General features: G+C 71.6%; 16 protein-coding genes. 1 reads left to right on the top strand and 15 read right to left on the bottom strand.

Going from position 1 to position 17,367, the window contains the following annotated elements:
* Positions 1 to 10: 10 nt before the first annotated feature.
* The 4 genes from WN71_RS28010 to WN71_RS27995 all read right to left on the bottom strand — a co-directional run bounded on the left by WN71_RS28010 (position 11) and on the right by WN71_RS27995 (position 5,516).
* On the bottom strand, positions 11 to 1,720 hold the full coding sequence (locus WN71_RS28010) for a thiamine pyrophosphate-dependent enzyme (protein ID WP_046588792.1): 1,710 nt from the start codon (positions 1,718 to 1,720) through the stop codon (positions 11 to 13).
* Positions 1,721 to 1,733: 13 nt separating this feature from the next.
* Positions 1,734 to 2,594, bottom strand: a complete 861-nt coding sequence (locus WN71_RS28005) for an amidohydrolase family protein (protein ID WP_046588794.1) — start codon at positions 2,592 to 2,594, stop codon at positions 1,734 to 1,736.
* Between the two features lie 153 nt (positions 2,595 to 2,747).
* Positions 2,748 to 3,956 (bottom strand): L-2-hydroxyglutarate oxidase, encoded by a 1,209-nt coding sequence (gene lhgO / locus WN71_RS28000; RefSeq protein ID WP_046588800.1) that lies wholly within the window; start codon positions 3,954 to 3,956, stop codon positions 2,748 to 2,750.
* A gap of 102 nt (positions 3,957 to 4,058) precedes the next feature.
* Positions 4,059 to 5,516, bottom strand: coding sequence for an aldehyde dehydrogenase family protein (locus WN71_RS27995; RefSeq protein WP_046588802.1), 1,458 nt, complete (start codon positions 5,514 to 5,516; stop codon positions 4,059 to 4,061).
* 382 nt (positions 5,517 to 5,898) lie between these two features.
* On the opposite strand from WN71_RS27995, the gene WN71_RS27990 reads away from it, so the two are divergent.
* Positions 5,899 to 6,186 carry a putative quinol monooxygenase gene (locus WN71_RS27990; RefSeq protein WP_046588804.1) on the top strand — a complete coding sequence of 96 codons (288 nt, stop codon included), beginning with the start codon at positions 5,899 to 5,901 and terminating at the stop codon, positions 6,184 to 6,186.
* A 121-nt stretch (positions 6,187 to 6,307) separates the two neighbouring features.
* On the opposite strand, the gene WN71_RS27985 is transcribed toward WN71_RS27990, so the two are convergent.
* The 11 genes from WN71_RS27985 to WN71_RS27935 all read right to left on the bottom strand — a co-directional run bounded on the left by WN71_RS27985 (position 6,308) and on the right by WN71_RS27935 (position 17,358).
* Positions 6,308 to 7,348, bottom strand: coding sequence for a uroporphyrinogen decarboxylase/cobalamine-independent methonine synthase family protein (locus WN71_RS27985; RefSeq protein WP_046588805.1), 1,041 nt, complete (start codon positions 7,346 to 7,348; stop codon positions 6,308 to 6,310).
* 3 nt (positions 7,349 to 7,351) lie between these two features.
* Positions 7,352 to 7,822 carry a GlcG/HbpS family heme-binding protein gene (locus WN71_RS27980; RefSeq protein ID WP_046588808.1) on the bottom strand — a complete coding sequence of 157 codons (471 nt, stop codon included), beginning with the start codon at positions 7,820 to 7,822 and terminating at the stop codon, positions 7,352 to 7,354.
* Positions 7,819 to 8,607, bottom strand: a complete 789-nt coding sequence (locus WN71_RS27975; protein WP_046588810.1) for an alpha/beta fold hydrolase — start codon at positions 8,605 to 8,607, stop codon at positions 7,819 to 7,821. Before WN71_RS27975 ends, WN71_RS27980 begins: the two co-directional genes overlap by 4 nt.
* Positions 8,608 to 8,640: 33 nt before the next feature.
* Positions 8,641 to 9,012, bottom strand: coding sequence for a VOC family protein (locus WN71_RS27970; protein ID WP_046588812.1), 372 nt, complete (start codon positions 9,010 to 9,012; stop codon positions 8,641 to 8,643).
* Positions 9,009 to 9,797, bottom strand: coding sequence for a fumarylacetoacetate hydrolase family protein (locus WN71_RS27965; RefSeq protein ID WP_046588813.1), 789 nt, complete (start codon positions 9,795 to 9,797; stop codon positions 9,009 to 9,011). The genes WN71_RS27970 and WN71_RS27965 overlap by 4 nt, the downstream gene beginning before the upstream one ends.
* Entirely contained in the window at positions 9,794 to 11,242 is a 1,449-nt protein-coding gene (locus WN71_RS27960) for an NAD-dependent succinate-semialdehyde dehydrogenase (RefSeq protein WP_046588814.1), read from the bottom strand. The genes WN71_RS27965 and WN71_RS27960 overlap by 4 nt, the downstream gene beginning before the upstream one ends.
* A gap of 136 nt (positions 11,243 to 11,378) precedes the next feature.
* A complete protein-coding gene (locus tag WN71_RS27955; RefSeq protein ID WP_071369888.1) occupies positions 11,379 to 12,296 on the bottom strand; it encodes a VOC family protein in 918 nt (305 codons plus the stop codon).
* 234 nt (positions 12,297 to 12,530) lie between these two features.
* Positions 12,531 to 13,442 carry a LysR family transcriptional regulator gene (locus WN71_RS27950; protein ID WP_046588816.1) on the bottom strand — a complete coding sequence of 304 codons (912 nt, stop codon included), beginning with the start codon at positions 13,440 to 13,442 and terminating at the stop codon, positions 12,531 to 12,533.
* 170 nt (positions 13,443 to 13,612) lie between these two features.
* Positions 13,613 to 14,572: a sugar ABC transporter substrate-binding protein gene (locus WN71_RS27945; RefSeq protein WP_046588819.1), complete on the bottom strand. Its 960-nt coding sequence runs from the start codon at positions 14,570 to 14,572 to the stop codon at positions 13,613 to 13,615.
* A 234-nt stretch (positions 14,573 to 14,806) separates the two neighbouring features.
* Entirely contained in the window at positions 14,807 to 15,823 is a 1,017-nt protein-coding gene (locus WN71_RS27940; RefSeq protein WP_052743117.1) for an ABC transporter permease, read from the bottom strand.
* Entirely contained in the window at positions 15,820 to 17,358 is a 1,539-nt protein-coding gene (locus WN71_RS27935; protein WP_046588887.1) for a sugar ABC transporter ATP-binding protein, read from the bottom strand. Before WN71_RS27935 ends, WN71_RS27940 begins: the two co-directional genes overlap by 4 nt.
* Positions 17,359 to 17,367: the final 9 nt, after the last annotated feature.

Raw genomic sequence — 17,367 nt, 5'->3', positions numbered from 1 at the left:
GCCTCCTGGATCAGCGGGTGACGAGGACGTCGACGACGGCGGTGGTGCCTTCTTCCACGGCCTTGAGCGCGCGCTCCAGGGCCGGGAGCAGGGCGTCGGTGGTGTCGACGGTCTCGGTGTGCAGCCCGAACGGCTCGGCGAAGCCGGCCAGTCGGGGCAGGCGGGTGAGGTCCTGGCCGAGCCATTCACCGGTCTCGGCCGCCGCGCCCTCGGGGTAGAACCTGCGGTGGTTGAGGTTCATCGATTTGTAGACGCGGTTGTTGAACACCACGATCAGCACCGGGATGCCGTAGGCCTTGGAGGCGTCGTACGACTGGATGACCGGGTTGTAGGCGAAGGCGCCGTCGCCCACGGTGAAGACCACCGGGCGCTCGGGGGCGGCGAGTTTGACGCCGAGCGCGACGGCGATGCCCTGGCCGAGGCCGCCCTGCACGTAGAAGTACGAGTCGGGGGCGTCGGTCCGGACGTGGCGCTTGACCACCTTGCTGTGCGTGATGGTCTCGTCGACGACGATGCCGTCCTTGCCCTCGAGGAGCTTGCGCAGCAGGGTGGCGACCTGCACCGGGTCGACGCCCTCGGAGGCGGCGGCCCTGGTCTCGGCCTGGGCGACCGCGGCCTGTTCGGCGGCGAACCGCGCCTCCTGCGCCGCGACGCGTTCGGCGACCTCGGTCTCGTTCAGGTCCTTGGCGCGCTTGGCGAGCTGGCGCAGCGTGTTGGCGGCGTTGCCCTCCAAGTAGGTGTCCGCGAACAGGACTTGATAGACGACGTGCGGACGCTGCGGCACCTGGTCGATGACGACGATCTTCGCCTTCGACGGCTTGCGGCTCGGCGGGTAGAACGGGACGCGGCAGTTGACCAGGAGGATCAGGTCCGCCGTGTCCATCCAGGGGCCGATGTCGGTGCCGGCGTGCAGCGGGTGGGTCCGCGGGAAGTTGCCGCACACCGCCGAGTCGGGCTCGACGACCGGGATGTTCCAGGCCTCGGCGAAGGCGACCAGGGCCTCGAAGCCGCCGGCCTCGCGGCCGATGGTCTCGGTGACGATCACGGGGTTCTTCGCCTCGCGGATCATCTGGGCGACCGGGTCGACCTCCTCCGGGGAGCTGTGCGTCGAGCCGGGCGCCACGATCGGCTTGGCCTCGCGGCCGTCCCACGGCTCCAGCAGGATCTCCAGCGGGATGTTCAGGTACGCCGGGCCCTGCGGGGCGCGCCAGGACAGCTCGGCGGCGCGGGAGATCATGGTCGGCAGCGTGTGGACGCTGGCGGCCTCGTTCGCCCACTTGGTGAACGGCTGGGCGATGTTGTGCGGTCCGCCGACGATCGAGAGGTTGCGGTACCACTGACCGCCCGGGTCGTGCCCGGGGGCGTCGCCGTAGGTGGTGGACTCCGAGGAGGTGACCACCATGGGCACGCCCGCGAGGAGCGCGCCGTGGACCGCCATCGAGCCCTGCAGCAGGCCGGGGGCCGCGTGCAGGAGCACGCCCTGGGGGCGGCGCTTGACGAGTCCGTAGCCGGTGGCCATGCCGACGGCGACGGTCTCGTGGGTCAGGTCGAGGTAGGTCGGGGCCGGCTCGCCGTCGCGGTGACGCCGGGCCAGCGACTCCCACACCGGGGCCCACTCGGACCCCGATGAGCAGAAGATGTAGTCGGCGCCGACGGCGTTGAAGGCGGAGACGACGGCGTCACCGCCGTCGACGCCTGACGTGTTCTTGCTGTCCGTCATCTCTGGTGTGTCCTCAGCCCTCGATCGGCCAGTTCAGGACCTCGGAGATACCGCGGCCCATGATCCACTCCAGCTCCTCGGGGGTGAACTCCCAGTGCTTGGTGAACTGCTCGATGGTGTCGGTGTAGGTGATGCCGTGGCCCAGCAGACGCGTGATGTCGGTGCCGTAGAAGCAGCGCTGCGGCCCCATCTTGTCGACCATCTCGCGGACGTACTTCTGGATGTTGTTGTTCGGGAAGGGCTGCGTGGAGTAGCCGGGCAGCGCCGAGACCTTCACGTAGATGTTCGGGTACTTGGCCAGGTCGGCGGTCTCCGACACCCAGTACCCGATCGCGTCGTCGACACAGCGGGCCATGATGCCCATGTGGTCGATGATGATCTTCAGGTCGGGGTGGCGCTCCGCGATCTCACCGAGCTCGCGCTTCCAGATCGGGGCGTGGACCATCGTGGGGATGCCCAGCTCCTCGGCGATCGGCCAGTACCAGTCGTTGGTGCCGTCGATCATCCAGTTGCGGTCCTGCGGCCGGTGGAAGGTGAGGCGGGTGCCCTTCACGTGCGGGTTGTCGGCGAACTCCTTCAGCAGCGCCTTGCCCTCTTCCGGCTTGTTCTGCGGAATGCGGGCCATGATGCCGAAGCGGTCGGGGTGCGCCTCGCACGCCTCCAGGGCGTAGTCGATGCGGTCACCCTCCCAGGACGGCGGCAGGATCAGCGCGCGGTTGACGCCGGCCTCGTCCATCAGCTCCAGCGCCTCCTCGTAGGAGAAGGGGTCCTCGCGGTGACCGTTGAGGCGGATGCGCTCCCGCGCGCCGGGGACCCAGGGGCGGTCCGGGGTCTCTTCCTTCCAGATGTGGATCTGCGTGTCGACGACGAACATGGCGCTGACTCTTTCTCTAGATGGTGCTGGGAGTTCTCTGGGTGGTGCTTCGAGCAGTGGTACGGAAGGAACGCTAGGCGGACCGTGAGGTCTTGCGGAGTCCTGGGAGCGCAAGCACTTGTTGCGCGGAAGTGCGCTGTACGCAGGGCATTTTCAGATTGCGCCGGCGTCGCCGAAGACGGCGCCCGCGATGTGCTCGGCGATCGCCATGGAGGCCGTCGCGGCGGGCGAGGGGGCGTTGCGCACGGCGGTGATCCGGCCGACCTGGTGGATGCGGAAGTCGTCCACGAGGGTGCCGTCGCGGTCCAGGGCCTGGGCGCGTACGCCCGCGCCGCCGCGTACGACGTCACGGACGCCGACGCCGGGTACGTAGAGCCCGGCGTCCCGCATGAAGGCGGCCGCGGAGAACGAGCCGCGGTACTCGCGGATGCCGGTGCGCCAGTGCTGGGCGGCCATCCGCCAGGCGCCGGGGTAGGCCGCGAGCCCGAACAGGTCGCGCGGGGAGATCCGGCTGCGCGCGTAGCCCTCCCTCGCGAGGGCGAGGACGGCGTTGGGCCCGACCTCGACCGTGCCGTCGACGCGCGGGGTGAAGTGCACGCCGAGGAACGGGTAGCGCGGGTCCGGTACCGGGTAGATGAGGCCGCGCACGAGGTGCGTGCGTTCGGGCCGCAGCAGCATGTACTCGCCGCGGAACGGGACGATCTTCGGTTCCTGCTTGTCCTGGGCCAGTTTCGCCACCGTGTCGGACTGGAGGCCGGCGCACAGGATCAGCCGGTCCACGCGCACCCTTTCCTGCCCGGAGGCCACCTCGATGCCGCCCGGCACGGTGGTGACGCCGGTGACCGGGAACCCGAGCCGGACCTCGCCGCCGGACTCCGTGATGTCCTTCGCGAACTGCCGGGCGATCGCCGGGTAGTCGGTGATCGCGGTGCGCGGCGAGTGCAGGGCGGCGACCCCGCCCGCGTTGGGCTCGATGTCCTTGATCTCGTCCTTGGAGATCCGCCTCAGTTCGGGCACATGGTTGTTCCTGGCCCGCTCGTAGAGGTTGTCCATGCGCCCGAGCTCGTCCTCGCGCACGGCGACGACCAGCTTGCCGATCTCCTGGTACGGCAGCGCGCGGTCCTGGCAGTACGCGCGCAGCAGGGCCACGCCGCGTACGCACAGGTCGGCCTTGAGGCTGCCGGGGGTGTAGTAGATGCCGGCGTGCACCACACCGGAGTTGTGGCCGGTCTGGTGCAGCGAGACCTCCTGCTCCTTCTCGAACACCACGACCCGGGTGCCGGGGCGGCGCAGGGCGATCTCACGCCCGGTGGCCAGGCCGACGATGCCGGCGCCCACGATGCCGATCGTCTCGTCAGCCATCGGCATCCTCCTCTCTCATGTTGCTCCGCGTGCGCGGGGCACGCTCGTTCGTGCTCACGGTGCCGAGGACGCCCGCCGGTGCCGGCGGCGCGCCCGGCACGCTCAGGCGCCGAAGTGGACGGCGACCGTCTTGACCCGGGTGGAGAAGCGCAGCACCTCCTCGCCCTGCTCCTTGTAGCCGGTGCCGGAGTCGCGGAATCCACCGAAGGGCAGGTGCACGTCCCAGCCGGGCGTGGTGGCGTTGACGGCGACCTGGCCGCACTCCACCTCGTCGGCGAACCGGTACGCGGCGCCGAGGTCGCGGGTGAAGACGGCGGCGGCGAGGCCGTACACCGAGTCGTTGGCGGCCTCGACGGCCTGCGCGAAGCCGTCTACGGCGCGCACCGCGAGGACCGGCCCGAAGACCTCCTCGCGCCAGATGTCCATCTCGGGGGTGACCCCGTCGAGCACGGTCGGCCGCACGAAGCAGCCGTGCGCGCGCTCCCCCTCGGTGTCCGCGCCGCCGCCGGTCAGCACCTCGGCGCCCTGCTCGCGGGCGCGTTCGAGGTGGGCGAGGACGGAGTCGCGCTGGCGGGGGCTGGAGACCGGGCACAGCGTGGTGGCCGGGTCGCTGCCGCGGCCGATCGTCAGCGCCTCGACCTCGGCGACCAGCAGCCGCGTGAACTCCTCGCGCACCTCCTGCTCGACGATCACGCGGCTGGTGGCCGTGCACCGCTGCCCGGCCTGCCCGAAGGACGCGGCCGCGACGGTGCGGGCGGCGAACGGCAGGTCGGCGTCGCGCAGCACGACGGAGGCGTTCTTGCCGCCGAGCTCGCCCTGGAAGCGCACGTTGCGGTCGGCGAGACGGCGGCGGATGCGGTTGCCGACGTCGTTGGAGCCGGTGAAGGTGATGCCGACGATCCGCGGGTCGTCGAGGAGGGCCTCCTCGATCTCGGCGGTACGGCCGGTCACCACGTTCAGGACGCCGGCGGGCAGGCCCGCGTCGTGCAGGGCGCGCGCGAGGTGCAGGCCGGACAGCGGGGTCTCGGTGGCGGGCTTGAAGACGGCCGCGTTGCCGGTCGCGAGCAGCGGGGCGAGCTTGCGGGCCGGGGTGATCAGCGGGTCGTTCCAGGGGCTGATCACGAGGATGACGCCGATCGGCTCCCGCTGGGTGTGGGTGCGGGTGTCGGGGCGGGCGTCGTGCAGCAGCGTGCCGTAGCCCTGGCGGGCCAGGCCCGCGTAGTAGTCGAGGAAGTCGGCGGCCTTGAGGGTCTCGCCGCGGGCCTCGGCCAGCGTCTTGCCGTTCTCGGCGGTGACGTCGGCGGCGATCTCGCCGAGCCGGTCGCGGATCAGGGCGGCCGCCGCGGTGAAGACCCGGGCCCGCTCGAAGGGGCCGGTGCGCTTCCACACCGCGAACCCGCGCTCGGCGTGGTCGTAGGCGCGGGTGACGTCCTTGGGTGCGAGGGCCGGGATCCGGGCGATGGGGGCGCGCACGTCGGCCGGGTCGTGGACGTCGATCCACTCGCCCGTCGAGGCGGCTGCCACCCACTCGCCGCCCAGGAGGGTTTCCAGGCTTCGCATGAAAGATCACTTCCTTCGTCCGCCGCGGTGCGGGGCCGCGGCTCGCCGGTTCGACGGCCCCAGGGCCGGTATTGAGTTCCCCGTCGTCGCCCGAAGGGCGGCCCCGCGGCGTCCGGTGCGGTGCCTCGGCGTGCGGCCGGATCGTCCTCGTACTGGACGTACTCGGATGATTCGGCCGTGCGTCGAGGCGCCGTGCCGGGCGTCGCGGGGCAGGCGGGGAACTCAATACCGGCCCAGGGGGCCGGATCGACAACACACGAAGGGAGGGCCCGGCGACCAGTCCCGTGGCGGCAGACAATGCTTTCGTCCCACGCGCGTCGCTCATCTGCGGATTCGTGCTGCAATCGGCGGGCCCCACCGGACCGAGGATCCAAGGAGAGACATGGCTTTCGCCGTCGTCGCCCACTACCACTGCCCGCCCGCCGACGAGGCGACCGTGCGCGCCGCGCTGCTGAAGGTGCGCGAGTTCACCCGTGCGGAGCCCGGCAACCTGGCGTACGAGGTGCACGCGGAGGCGGACCGGCCGGGCAGCTTCGTGCTGTACGAGCAGTACGCCGACCGGGCCGGCTTCGACGCCCACAAGGGTGCCGCGCACTTCGACGAGCTGATCGTGGAGACCGTGTGGCCGCTGCTGACGAAGCGCACGGTCACCTTCGCCGAGGTGCTGTGAGAGACCCTCGGCGAGGTGGTGCGAGCACCCTTCGCCGAGGTGCCGTGAGAGCCCTCTTCCGGGCATGGCGGAGCCGGGAGGCGCACCCGCGCCTCCCGGCTCCGTGGCGTGTGCCACGGGATCAGAACTCGTTGCCCCACACATAGCGGGCCAGCGTCTCGACATGGACCAGCTTGCGGCGCTGGTCCTCGGCGTCGAGCAGCGGGCGGGCCGCGACGTCGGCGAAGCCCCGCGAGGGCGCGAAGGCCGCGTCCTCCAGGTCCTTGAACTCGCCGACGGCGTCGACCCGGCTCATGACCGTGTCGATGTCCTCCAGCTCGGGCACGGTCGCGTCGACCACGCCGAGGCAGAAGTCGCGCTCCTCCGGCAGCACCCGGACCAGCTCCAGCTCGGCCGCGGTGCCCTGGTCGAACGGCAGCACCCAGCGGTCCACCGGTACGGCGCCGTAGAGCTGCTCCGCGCGGGCCCGGTCGACCTCGGCGGGGGCCGCCCAGCCGGGCGCGAGGCCGATGCGCACGCCCTCGGGGCGCTCGTCCAGCCCGGCCGCGAGGGCCTCCACGGCGAGCGCGTCCTCGAAGGACAGGGCGCCCGGGGCGGCGGGGTCGGCGGCGACCTGGCCGAGCAGCAGCGGGTTGTTCAGCTGGATCAGGCGTACGCCCTTGGCGACCAGCAGCCGGATCTCCGCGTTGATGATCTCGGCGAGCGCCTCGCCCAGTTCGCGGGCGGAGGCCGGTCCGCCGGACGCGGCGAGCTCCGGCGCGAACGTGGTCGCGGCGAGGTAGGCGGGCGAGGGCAGCGCGACCTTCGGGGCGATCACGGTCGCGTCGGCGAGCCGCTCGGCCCAGTCGGCGACCAGCGGGCCGTCCGCCTTGGGCAGGGCCTCCGCGACCCATCGGGCCAGCCCGTCGGCGTCGCTCTCGCCGGTGCGGCGGAACCCGGAGACCCCGTCGAGCACGGCGCTGCGGAAGTCCTCGCGCGGGTAGTCGCCGTCGGTGACGACGGTGGAGCGCAGCTTGCGCTGGAAGACCACCGCCTCCTGCACGGCCCTGAGCTCGGCCTCACGCAGCGCGTCGGCGTCGCCCGCGGCCCGGGCGACGACGAGTTCGGCGGGGCGGACCAGGCTGCCCTGGTGGTCGATGCGGTAGTTGAAGGTGTCCGCCATGACTCACGCGTCCTTTCCGAGGGGCTTGCCCGCGACGCCCCAGGCGGCGAACTCCAGCTCGTAGCCGAGGGATGCGAGGACGTCGTCGGCGACCTGCTGGTCCTCGTCGGCGGTGCCGCCGGCCACGCCGAGACCGCCGATGATCTCGCCGTCCTTCTTGATGGTGACGCTGCCCTCGGTGGCCATGATCGGCAGCGCGGCGCCGGGCAGCTGGGAGAGCTGGGAGAAGAAGACCGGCTGGCTCTCCTGCCACTTCTTCAGCATCTTGCCGGGGCGCTGCATCACGGCCGCGGTGTACGCCTTGGCGCGGGCGATGTCCGGGGTGAGCGGGCGGGCCCCGTCGGAGCGGCGGACGCTGATCACGAAGCCGCCGGCGTCGACGACGGCGACGCTGACCGCCTTTCCGATGGACTGGGCGCGCTGGAGGACGGCGGCGACGATCTCCTCGGCGGCGTCCAGGGTGAGGCTGCTCATGCGGCTTCCTTGGTGGTGAGGGTGCGGCGCAGGTGGGCGAGGGCCGCGTTGTACCGCTCCGGCGTCTCCCAGTACATGGAGTGCGGGGCGCCCGGGACGATCTCCAGGTGCGAGCCGGCCAGCAGTTCGTGGGCGCGGGTGACGGTCTTGACGCTGAGGACGGCGTCCTTCTCGCCCGCGAGGAAGGCGACCTTGACGCCAGATTCCTGGATCTCCTCCAGGGTCGGCCCGTTGGCGTCGAGGTTGCGCAGGTCCTGCATGGTGGCGATGTTGAAGGTGCCCATCTGCTGGAACAGGAAGGTCAGATCGGCGCGGTCCTGCTGGAACGGCTTGGTCAGCAGGCGGTCGATGACGGGCAGTTTGACGGCCTCGGCGCGGTCGGCGGCGGCCAGTTCCTTCAGCTCCGGGTGGCTGATGCCGCCGAGGGAGTGGCCGAGGACGACCGCGCCGACGCGGTCGGGGCGGGTGAGACCGGCCCGCAGGGCGGCGACGGAGCCGATGGACTGGCCGACCACCATCGCGTCGGTCAGGTCCTCCTGGTCGAGGACGGCGACCACGTCGCCGTAGAAGGCCTGGCCGTCGAACTCGGTCTGAGGGGTGGACAGATCGGTCTTGCCGAAGCCGCGCAGGTCGAGCGTGACCACGGTGAACTCGTCGCGCAGCGCGGCCACTTGCTGCCACCAGATGGCGTGGTGACCGCCGGAGCCGTGAACGAGGACGATCGCGGGGCCGGCGCCGTGGCGTTCGTAGTAGATGGAAGCACCGTCGGAATCGACGTAGGGCATGAGGGAATCTCCTGGACGGGCGGGTGCGACGGCTCAGTTGGGGCGCTTGGCGTGGTAGACCAGCTCGATCATGGTGTGGTCGGGGTCGTGGATGTAGCAGAACTTGGACTGGTTCTCCGGCCGCTCGATGGGGCGGGTGTGCCGGATGCCCAGGTCCTTGAGGTGGGCGAGGAAGTCGTCCCAGTCGTCGACCTCGACGGCGAAGTGATAGGGCGCCATGCGCTCCATCTCCTCGACCGGGGTGAAGTGCAGGTCGAAGTTGCCCCGGGTCATCAGCACCACGCGGGTGTTGGACTTGGGCTGGATGCGCTTCATCCCGAAGACCTTGGTGTACCAGGCGGCGGTCCGGTCGGGGTCGGTGGTGGGGAAGTTGACGTGGTGGATGTAGCGGGGTTCCGCGGTCATGAGTGGTTCCCTTCCAGGTGTACGGGGTTGGACAGCACGCCGATGCCGCTGATCTCGACCTCGACGGTGTCGCCGGGCTCGATCTGGCAGGTGGACTCGGCGCCCATCCACAGCACGTCACCGGGGTGGACGGTGACGTGCCTGGTCATCTCGACGAGGTAGTCGAACGGGTCGAAGACCATGTCGCCGGTGCGGAACGCGGCGCGCTCCGCCCCGTTGACCCGGAGGGTGGTCGTCTGCGCGAGTGCGTCGACGTCGGTCTCGATCCACGGGCCCATGGGTTTGAAGGTGTCGCTGTTCTTGCTGCGCCAGAACGTGCGGTCCTGGTGCTGCCAGGCGCGGGCGCTGACGTCGTTGCCGATGGTCCAGCCGAACACCGACTTGCGGGCCTCGTCGTACGTGGCGTGGCGCAGGGTGCGGCCGATGACGGCGACGAGTTCCGGCTCGGCCTCGAACCGGCCCTCGACCTCGGCCGGCTTCACGATCGGCGAACGGTGCCCGGTCAGCGCGTTGTTGGCGCGGTAGCCCACCTCGGGCCGGTCGGGCAGCACGGCGGCGGCGTTGCCGAGGGCGGCGGCGTGCTCGATGTGGCGCGGGTAGTTCATGCCCACGGCGTAGAACACGGGCGGCACGACCGGCGGCAGCCATACGGCCCCGTCGAGCGGCACCGCGCCGATGACGTCGGGGTCGCCCTCCAGAGGGGAGCCGGACAGCAGTTCCACGTCCCGCTCCCCCACCCGGCCCCAGACGGGCCGGCCGTTCACGGAGATGCGCGCGTACCTCATGGCGCCAGCAGGTGCGACACGCGCTTGGTGACGAGGTACGCCTCCAGGGCCTCGGGTCCGCCCTCCCGGCCGTAGCCGCTGTCCTTGACGCCGCCCGAGGGGGCCTCGTGGACGGAGCCGCCGCAGTGGTTGAGGGAGAGGATCCCGGCCTCCAGGGCGCCGACGAGCTTCTCGGCGGTGGCGGCGGACTCGGTGAAGCCGTACGCGGCGAGGCCGTAGGGCAGTTCGTTGGCGACGGCGAGTGCCTCGTCGAGGTCGCCGAACGGCACGATCGGCGCGATCGGCCCGAACGGCTCCTCGCGCATCACCTCCGCGTCGGCGGGCACGTCGGTGAGCACGGTCGGCGCGTAGAAGTAGCCGGCCCGGTCGGGGCGTTCACCGCCGGTGAGCACCTTCGCGCCGCGCGCGACGGCGTCGGCGACGAGCCGCTCGACCGCCTTGAGGCGGCGTTCGTTGGCGAGCGGGCCCATGGTGGTGCCCTCGGCGAGGCCGTCGCCGGTGACGACCGCCTCGGCGGCCCGCACGAACTCCTCGGTGAACGCCTCCACGAGCGACTCGTGGACCAGGAACCGGCTGGGCGAGGTGCAGACCTGGCCGGCGTTGAAGAACTTCGCCTGGGCCGCCTTGCGGGCCGCCTTCACCGGGTCGGCGTCCGCGCAGACCACGACGGGGGCGTGGCCGCCGAGCTCCATCAGGGAGGGCTTCATGACCTCGCCCGACTTCGCCGCGAGCAGTTTGCCCACGGGCACGGAGCCGGTGAAGGCGACGAGCCGGATCACCGGGGAGGCGATGAGGTGGGCGGAGACCTCGGCGGGCTCGCCGAAGACCAGGTTCAGCACGCCGGCCGGGATGCCCGCGTCGGCGAAGCAGGCCACGAGCGCGGCGGCGGTCGCGGGGGTCTCCTCGGACGCCTTGATGACGATGGAGCAGCCCGCCGACAGCGCGGAGGAGATCTTCCGCATGGGCCCGCCGGCCGGGAAGTTCCACGGCACGAAGGCGGCGACCGGCCCGATGGGGTCGCGGCGCACGGACAGCAGGGTGCCGGGGGCGGAGGGGATGATGCGCCCGTAGGCGCGGCGGGCGTCGTCGGCGTGCCAGCGCAGGGTGTCGGCGACCCGGCGGGCCTCTCCGGTGGCCTCCGCCAGCGGCTTGCCCTGTTCGAGGGTCATGATCCGGCCGACGTCCTCGGCCCGCTCGGAGAGCAGGTCGGCGGCGGCGTGCAGGAGGGCGGTGCGGCGGGCGATCGGGGTGGCGCGCCAGACCTCGAAGCCCTCGGCGGCGGCGGTGAGGGCCCGGTCGAGGTCGGCGGGGGTCGCCAGCGGAACGGCGCCGATGATCTCCTCGGTGGCCGGGTTGACGACGGGGTCGGTGCGTCCGGTTTCGCCCTGGCACCACTCGCCCGCGATGTACATGCGGACGGCGGGGTAGCCGTGGTCGGTGGTCATGGGTGGGTGCCCTCTCAGGCTGTGGTGGAGCGTGCTGGTGGGAAGCCGGCCGGGCCGTCCGGGAGCCGGCGGGCGGCTGCGGGGGCGGCGTGGCGGGCCGTGGGCCGGGGCGCGGGCCGCGGGCCGGGGCGGGCCGTCAGGAGGCGGCGCCGTCCTGGTCGCGGTTGGTGCGCAGGGCCCAGATGTGGTGCGGCGGGGTGGTCTCGTGCACCCGGGTCTCGTAGGTGTCGTCGACGCGGTCCATGTCGGCCGCGTACTCGACGCGCCCGCCGCACGGGGCGTGCAGGAAGCGGAAGACGTTCGAGCCGATGGTGTGCCGGCCGAGCTTGCGGGCCTCGCGCCAGCCGCGCTCGATCATGTGGTTGCCGCCTTCGACGACGTCGTCGAAGCCGGGCACCTCGTAGGCGATGTGGTTGACGCCCGCGCGGTCGGGCCGGTGGCACAGCAGCATGGTGTGCTGGTCGTCGTCGCCCGGGGCCTGCATGAACACGCCCATGGGTTCCACGACGTCGGTCGGGCGGAAGCCGAGCCGGTCCGTGTAGAAGCCGACGGCCTCCTCGCGGCCCTGCTTGGGGATGTTCAGCGCCACATGGCACATCCGCAGCGGGTGCACCTGCGGGATGGACTCCAGCGCGGTGTTCCAGCGGGTGACGTTGCCGAGGGCGTTGGCGGGCCGGGGGGTGACCGGGGCGGGCCGGGGCCGGGCGCGGGTCAGGCCCACGCCGAAGCCGGTCTCGTCCACGGTGTGGTGGACGCCGTCGGCGCTCTCGCGGATCTCCCGGTCCTTGCCGGCCGCGGCCACGAGCCGCGTCAGCTCCTCGTCGGTGTCCACGCCCCAGACCACCTCGCGCAGCGTGGGGCCGTCCTCCACGGGGGCCGGCAGCCGCCCGTCGGGGTCGGTCTCCAGGTGCAGGGTCTGTCCGGTGAGCGTCTCCAGGACGGCGTGGTCGGCCGTCCGCTCCACCAGCAGCAGCCCGAAGTCTTCGAAGAACCGGACGCATTCGTCGAGGTCGTCGATGCTGTAGGTGACCGATTCGATTCTCTGGATTCCCATGGTTCCTCGTTTCGCGGGTCGCCTGGTGAGCGTAGATTTCGAGCGGCGACGGCCTCAACGGCCCGAGCTCTACGGAATGTGCAATCGTTTCTTGCGACCGCCGCCCCCTGCGCCGGACCGGCCCCCGCGCAGCGGCCGGACCGGCCCTGCGCGACTCCCGCACGGCCCTGGGGAACTGCCCGGACCGGCCGGACGGAACTGCCCGGCCGGCCGTCCGGAACTCCCGTACCGGACCTACGACCGGATCGCGGGAATGGGATTCTGCGAGAACCACTCGGCGAGGAAGTCCAGGAACACGCTGACCTTGCGCGGGGTGTCCTGCCCGGGGCCGTAGATGGCGTACAACGGCCGGTCGGGCACGGTGACCTCGGGCAGCAGCACCTGGAGCGCCCCGGAGACGAGGTCGTCGTAGGCCGGGCGCTGCGGGAGCAGGGCGATGCCGCGGCCGTGCACGGCGGCCTTCTGGAGCGCGATGTACGAGTTCGACGAGAACGCGATGTTGCGGATCTTGTGCAGGGTGCTGGCGTGGCCGTGGCCGATGCGCCAGACCGGGTCGTTGAGGTGCACCAGGCAGTCGTGCGCGGCGATGTCGTTGGGGTGGGTGAGCGTGCCGCGCCGCTCGATGTACTCCTGCGACGCGCAGAGCACGAACGCCAGGGAGGAGATCTTCTTGAGCCGGACGCTGGAGTCGCGCAGGTCGCGGGTGTGGAAGGCGACGTCGAAGCCGCTGTCCAGGAAGTCGTAGGTGCGGTCCGACATGCCGCCGAGCTCGAAGCGGATCTGGATCTTCGGGTGGGCCGCGGAGAAGGCGGCGATGGCGTCGCCGAGGTCGAGGCTGCCGATCCACTTGGGGCAGATGACGCTGAGGGTGCCCTCGGCGCGGTCGTGGAGATGGGCGATGCCGGCGTCTTCGGCCTCGATCTCGTCGAGGATGCGGGCGGCGAACTCGGCGTAGCGCTGGCCCGGCTCGGTGAGGCTCACCGAGCGGGCGGTGCGGTTGACCAGGCGGACGCCCACCTGGCGTTCCAGTTCGGCGACGTGCCGGGACACGAGCGAACCCGACGAACCCAGCTTCTTGGCGGCCCCGCTGAAGCTGCCGACCTGTGCGACGGTGACGAAGCTGTGCATCAGGAGCAAGCGATCCATGTGTCTTTCCTCCGAAAAGCAGCTCCCGCCCGCGGCGTCGAGAACGGAAGCGAAGAGTCCGGCTCCCCCGCCTCATGTCCTGGCAGCGGCTCGGCCAGGACTGAGGGCGGCGCGACGACGGACGTGCGGCTCATTCACAAACCGGGCGGGCGCCGGTTCCCGGTGGGGCCCTACTTCGGGCAGTACTGGGGCGCCTCGCTCAGATTGTCCTTGGTGACCAACACAAGAGGAATGTTGGCAATCTTGTCAACCTTCTTCTTCCCCAGCAGACCGACGGTGTTCTTGACAGCCGTGTCGCCGATCGTCTTTGCCGAGTTTGCCACCGTCGCCGAGAAGTCACCGCTCTTGACCGCGGCCAGGCCCTCGTCGGTGCCGTTCACCGTGACGATCTTGACATCCTTGTGGCCGGCCGCGTCGAACGCCTTGCGGACGGCGGAGGCCATCTCCTCGTTGGCGACGAAGGCGTAGTCGAGGTCGGGGTGGGCCTGGATCATGTTCTGCGCGACGTCGGCGGCCTTCGCCGGGTTGAACATGCCGGGCTGGTTGGCGACCACCTTGGCGGTGGCGGGCAGGGCCCCCTTGAACCCGTTGACCAGGTAGTCGGAGGCGGCTCCGGGGGCGCCGGCGACGATGCCGACCTTCACGTCCTTGCCGCCCGCGTCCTTGGCGACCCAGCCGGCGTCCAGGGCGCCGGCCTTGCCCAGGTCGACGACGGCCGCGCCGAGGATGTCGTTCACGTCGCTGGTGGACACCGAGGTCAGGTAGATCGGGATGCCCGCGGCCTTGGCCTTGGCGATGTCGCCCTTGAGGGAGTCGACGTTGACCGTCTGCACGATCAGGGCGCTGACGTTGCGGGAGATCATGTCCTCGATGTTGGACGTCTCGGTCGCCGCGTTCTGGTGCGAGTTGGCCGCGTAGACCTTGGCGTCCTCGGTCTTCGCGGTCTGCTCGATCGCCTTCTGGAGACAGGTGTGGAAGCTGGTGTCGCCGCCGTTGACGAAGCCGAGGGTGACGGCGTCGGAGGACGAGCCGCTGCCGCTGTCGTTGCCGCAGCCGCTCAGCACCAGGGAACCGGTGGCGACGGCGGCGCAGAGCGCGATCGTACGGGAGCGCGCGGAAAGTCTTCTCATGGTGGATCGCCTTTCAGGACGGGCAGAGAGAACGCTCGGAAAGAGCGGAGGGGGAAATGCGGCCGAGCCCTGGAACGCGACTCGGGAGATGCGGTGCGGCGACACGAATTCGACTGGGCAGGGAATTCGGAGAGGCCGCGCTGAACGGGCCGGGAATCAGTGCTTCCGGGCGGGAAAAGGGCGCACGGAGCCGAGGCCGGAACGCGTGGGCGTACGGCCGCGCATACGGGGTCGTCAATGCCGGGCGGCGCGCGCCTTGTGCATCTCGTTGGCGATGGCCGCGATGAGCAGGACCGCGCCGACCGAGACCGGCTGGTAGTTGCTGGAGAAGTCGAGGAGGTTGAGCGCGTTCGCGACCACCCCGAGCAGGACCAGGCCGAGCGCGGTGCCGAGCACGGTGCCATGGCCGCCGGCCAGCGAGGTCCCGCCGATGACGACGGCGGCGACGACGGAGAGCTGAAGGGAGAGCCCCGCGGTGGAGCCGGGGCTGCTGGAGCCGAGCCGGGCGAGCAGCATCACGCCGCCGAGGCCGGAGAGCAGGCCGGTCAGGCCGTACAGGGTGAGCTTGCGGGCGGTGACGTTGATGCCGCTGAGCCGCGCCACGTGCTCGTTGCCGCCGATGGCGAAGGCGTCGCGGCCGAACACGGTGAACCGCATGACCAGGGCCGTGGCCACCAGAACGACGACCGCCACGATCAGCAGCCAGGGCACCCCGAGGACCTTCTCGTTGCCGAAGGTGAACATGTGCTGGCCGATGGAGATGGTGTTGCCGTCGTGCACCAGCAGCGCGACACCGTCGAGCAGGGTCGCGGTCGCCAGCGTCACGACGAACGGCGCGACCTTGGTGAAGGTCACCACCACCCCGTTGACCAGGCCGAGCGCGGTGCCGAGCAGCAGCGAGACGACGACCGCCAGCGGAGTGGCGTGCCCGTGCGCGATCAGTTTGGCGGTGACCGCGGCGGTGACGGCGACGTTGCTGCCCATCGAGAAGTCCATGCCGCCCGCGGTCATCAGCAGCGTCAGGCCCGCCGCGAGCACGGCGTTGACGCTGATCTGGCCGAGGATGTTGAGGATGTTGCGGTCGGTGGCGAAGGTCTCGCTCTGGGCCGCGGTGAAGATCACCACGACGGCGAGGACGGCGATCAGGCCGACGTGCGGGATCCGGCGGAGGGCTCCCAGCGATATCCGGGGTCCGGACCCCGCGGGCGGCGTGCCGACGCCCGGCGGCTCGGGACGTGTCTTGACGGTCACTGCGCTTGACCTCCGAGGGCGGTGGCGACGAGCTCGTCGCGGGTGATGGCGGTGGTGTCGTGCTCGGCGACCGTGCGGCCCGCGCTGACGACCACGACCCGGTCGGCCAGCCGCATGACCTCCTCGGGCGAGGAGGAGGCGAGCAGTACGGCGACACCGCGCGAGGCGAGTTCGTCGACCAGCGTGTGGATGTCGGCCATGGCGGCGATGTCGACGCCGTTGGTGGGGTCCTCCAGGAAGCAGGCGACGGGCTCGGTCTGGAGCCACTTCGCCAGCAGCACCTTCTGCTGATTGCCCCCGGACAGCGCGCCGACCGGCGGGTTCCCGGCGAGCGAGACGACACCGTAGGTGCGGCGCAGCGGGGCGGCACGGCGCGCGAGGTGTCCGCGGCGGTGCAGCCGGCGCCGGGCGAAGCGGTCGCCGGCGAGCATCAGGTTCTCGTCCACCGACAGCTCCTGGACCAGGCCCAGCGCGCGCCGGTCCCCGGTGACGCAGCGCAGTCCGCCGGCCAGCGAGGCGCGCACCCGGCCGAAGGGCACCGGGACGCCGTCGACGTGGAGTTCGCCGTGTTCGGGGCGGCGGCGCCCGGAGAGCAGGTCGAACAGGCGGGACTGGGCGTCGCCCGCGGGTCCGAGGACCGCGACGATCTCGCCCTTGCGGACGTCGACCGAGAAGTCGCGGATGGCGCGGCCGTCGGTCAGGCCCCGCACGGCGAGCCCCGTCTCGTCCTTCGGGCCGGGGCGCTCGGCCCGCCGGGAGACGACGTCCCGGCCGACCATGGCACGGACCAGGCCCCCGGCGTCGAACTCGGCCGCCGGGGCGGACTGCACCACGGCGCCGTCCCGCAGCACGGTGACGCGGTCGGCGACGGCCATGACCTCGTCGATGTAGTGCGAGATGTAGACGACGGCCACGCCCTCGTCGCGCAGCGTGCGCACCAGGGTCCGGATCTGCTGCGCCGCCTCGGCGCTCAGGCACGCGGTGGGCTCGTCCAGGATGAGGATCCGCCCGCCGCGGCGCACCTCGCGCGCCACCTCGACCATGGTCTGCTCGGCCACGGTGAGCGAGCCGGCGGTGCGCGTCACGTCGATGTCGATGCCGAGCGCGTGCAGCGCCTCGCGGGCCTCGTCGCGCACGGCCTTCCAGCGGACGGCGCGGCCCCGGGTGGGCAGGTCGCCGAGCAGGACGTTCTCGGCGACCGTCAGGCCCATCGCCAGCTCGCGGCGCTGCGGCACCGAGGCGATGCCGAGGCGGCGGGCGCGGCGCACGGTCATGCCGTGCTCCACGTGCCCGCCGACCTCGACGGTGCCGCCGTCGGCCTGGTGCACGCCCGAGAGCACCTGCACCAGGGTCGACTTGCCGGCGCCGTTCATGCCCATCAGGGCGTGGATCTCACCCGGGTACAGGTCGAGGTCGACTCCTTTGAGCGCGGCGGCCCCGCCGAAGCTCTTGGTGACCCCGCGCACCCGCAGCACGGGGGCGCCGGGCGCCGTGCCCTGCGGATCGCGCTCCGCGGGCTCCTCGCCGGTGGGCACGGCGGCGCC

The organism is Streptomyces mangrovisoli (genome assembly GCF_000974985.2).
Classification (GTDB): Bacteria; Actinomycetota; Actinomycetes; order Streptomycetales; family Streptomycetaceae; genus Streptomyces; species Streptomyces mangrovisoli.
Note: the sequence above shows the minus strand (reverse complement) of the source record. Positions and strands in the feature narration are given on the sequence as shown.

What these genes read in the sequence shown, in the direction of transcription:
- WN71_RS27950 (WP_046588816.1), bottom strand. Translation starts at nt 13,442, where the DNA reads ATGGATCGCTTGCTCCTGATGCACAGCTTCGTCACCGTCGCACAGGTC.
- WN71_RS27985 (WP_046588805.1), bottom strand. Translation starts at nt 7,348, where the DNA reads ATGGCGGACACCTTCAACTACCGCATCGACCACCAGGGCAGCCTGGTC.
- WN71_RS27990 (WP_046588804.1), top strand. Translation starts at nt 5,899, where the DNA reads ATGGCTTTCGCCGTCGTCGCCCACTACCACTGCCCGCCCGCCGACGAG.
- WN71_RS27945 (WP_046588819.1), bottom strand. Translation starts at nt 14,572, where the DNA reads ATGAGAAGACTTTCCGCGCGCTCCCGTACGATCGCGCTCTGCGCCGCC.
- WN71_RS27980 (WP_046588808.1), bottom strand. Translation starts at nt 7,822, where the DNA reads ATGAGCAGCCTCACCCTGGACGCCGCCGAGGAGATCGTCGCCGCCGTC.
- lhgO (WP_046588800.1), bottom strand. Translation starts at nt 3,956, where the DNA reads ATGGCTGACGAGACGATCGGCATCGTGGGCGCCGGCATCGTCGGCCTG.
- WN71_RS27955 (WP_071369888.1), bottom strand. Translation starts at nt 12,296, where the DNA reads ATGGGAATCCAGAGAATCGAATCGGTCACCTACAGCATCGACGACCTC.
- WN71_RS28005 (WP_046588794.1), bottom strand. Translation starts at nt 2,594, where the DNA reads ATGTTCGTCGTCGACACGCAGATCCACATCTGGAAGGAAGAGACCCCG.
- WN71_RS28010 (WP_046588792.1), bottom strand. Translation starts at nt 1,720, where the DNA reads ATGACGGACAGCAAGAACACGTCAGGCGTCGACGGCGGTGACGCCGTC.
- WN71_RS27970 (WP_046588812.1), bottom strand. Translation starts at nt 9,012, where the DNA reads ATGACCGCGGAACCCCGCTACATCCACCACGTCAACTTCCCCACCACC.
- WN71_RS27975 (WP_046588810.1), bottom strand. Translation starts at nt 8,607, where the DNA reads ATGCCCTACGTCGATTCCGACGGTGCTTCCATCTACTACGAACGCCAC.
- WN71_RS27965 (WP_046588813.1), bottom strand. Translation starts at nt 9,797, where the DNA reads ATGAGGTACGCGCGCATCTCCGTGAACGGCCGGCCCGTCTGGGGCCGG.
- WN71_RS27960 (WP_046588814.1), bottom strand. Translation starts at nt 11,242, where the DNA reads ATGACCACCGACCACGGCTACCCCGCCGTCCGCATGTACATCGCGGGC.
- WN71_RS27995 (WP_046588802.1), bottom strand. Translation starts at nt 5,516, where the DNA reads ATGCGAAGCCTGGAAACCCTCCTGGGCGGCGAGTGGGTGGCAGCCGCC.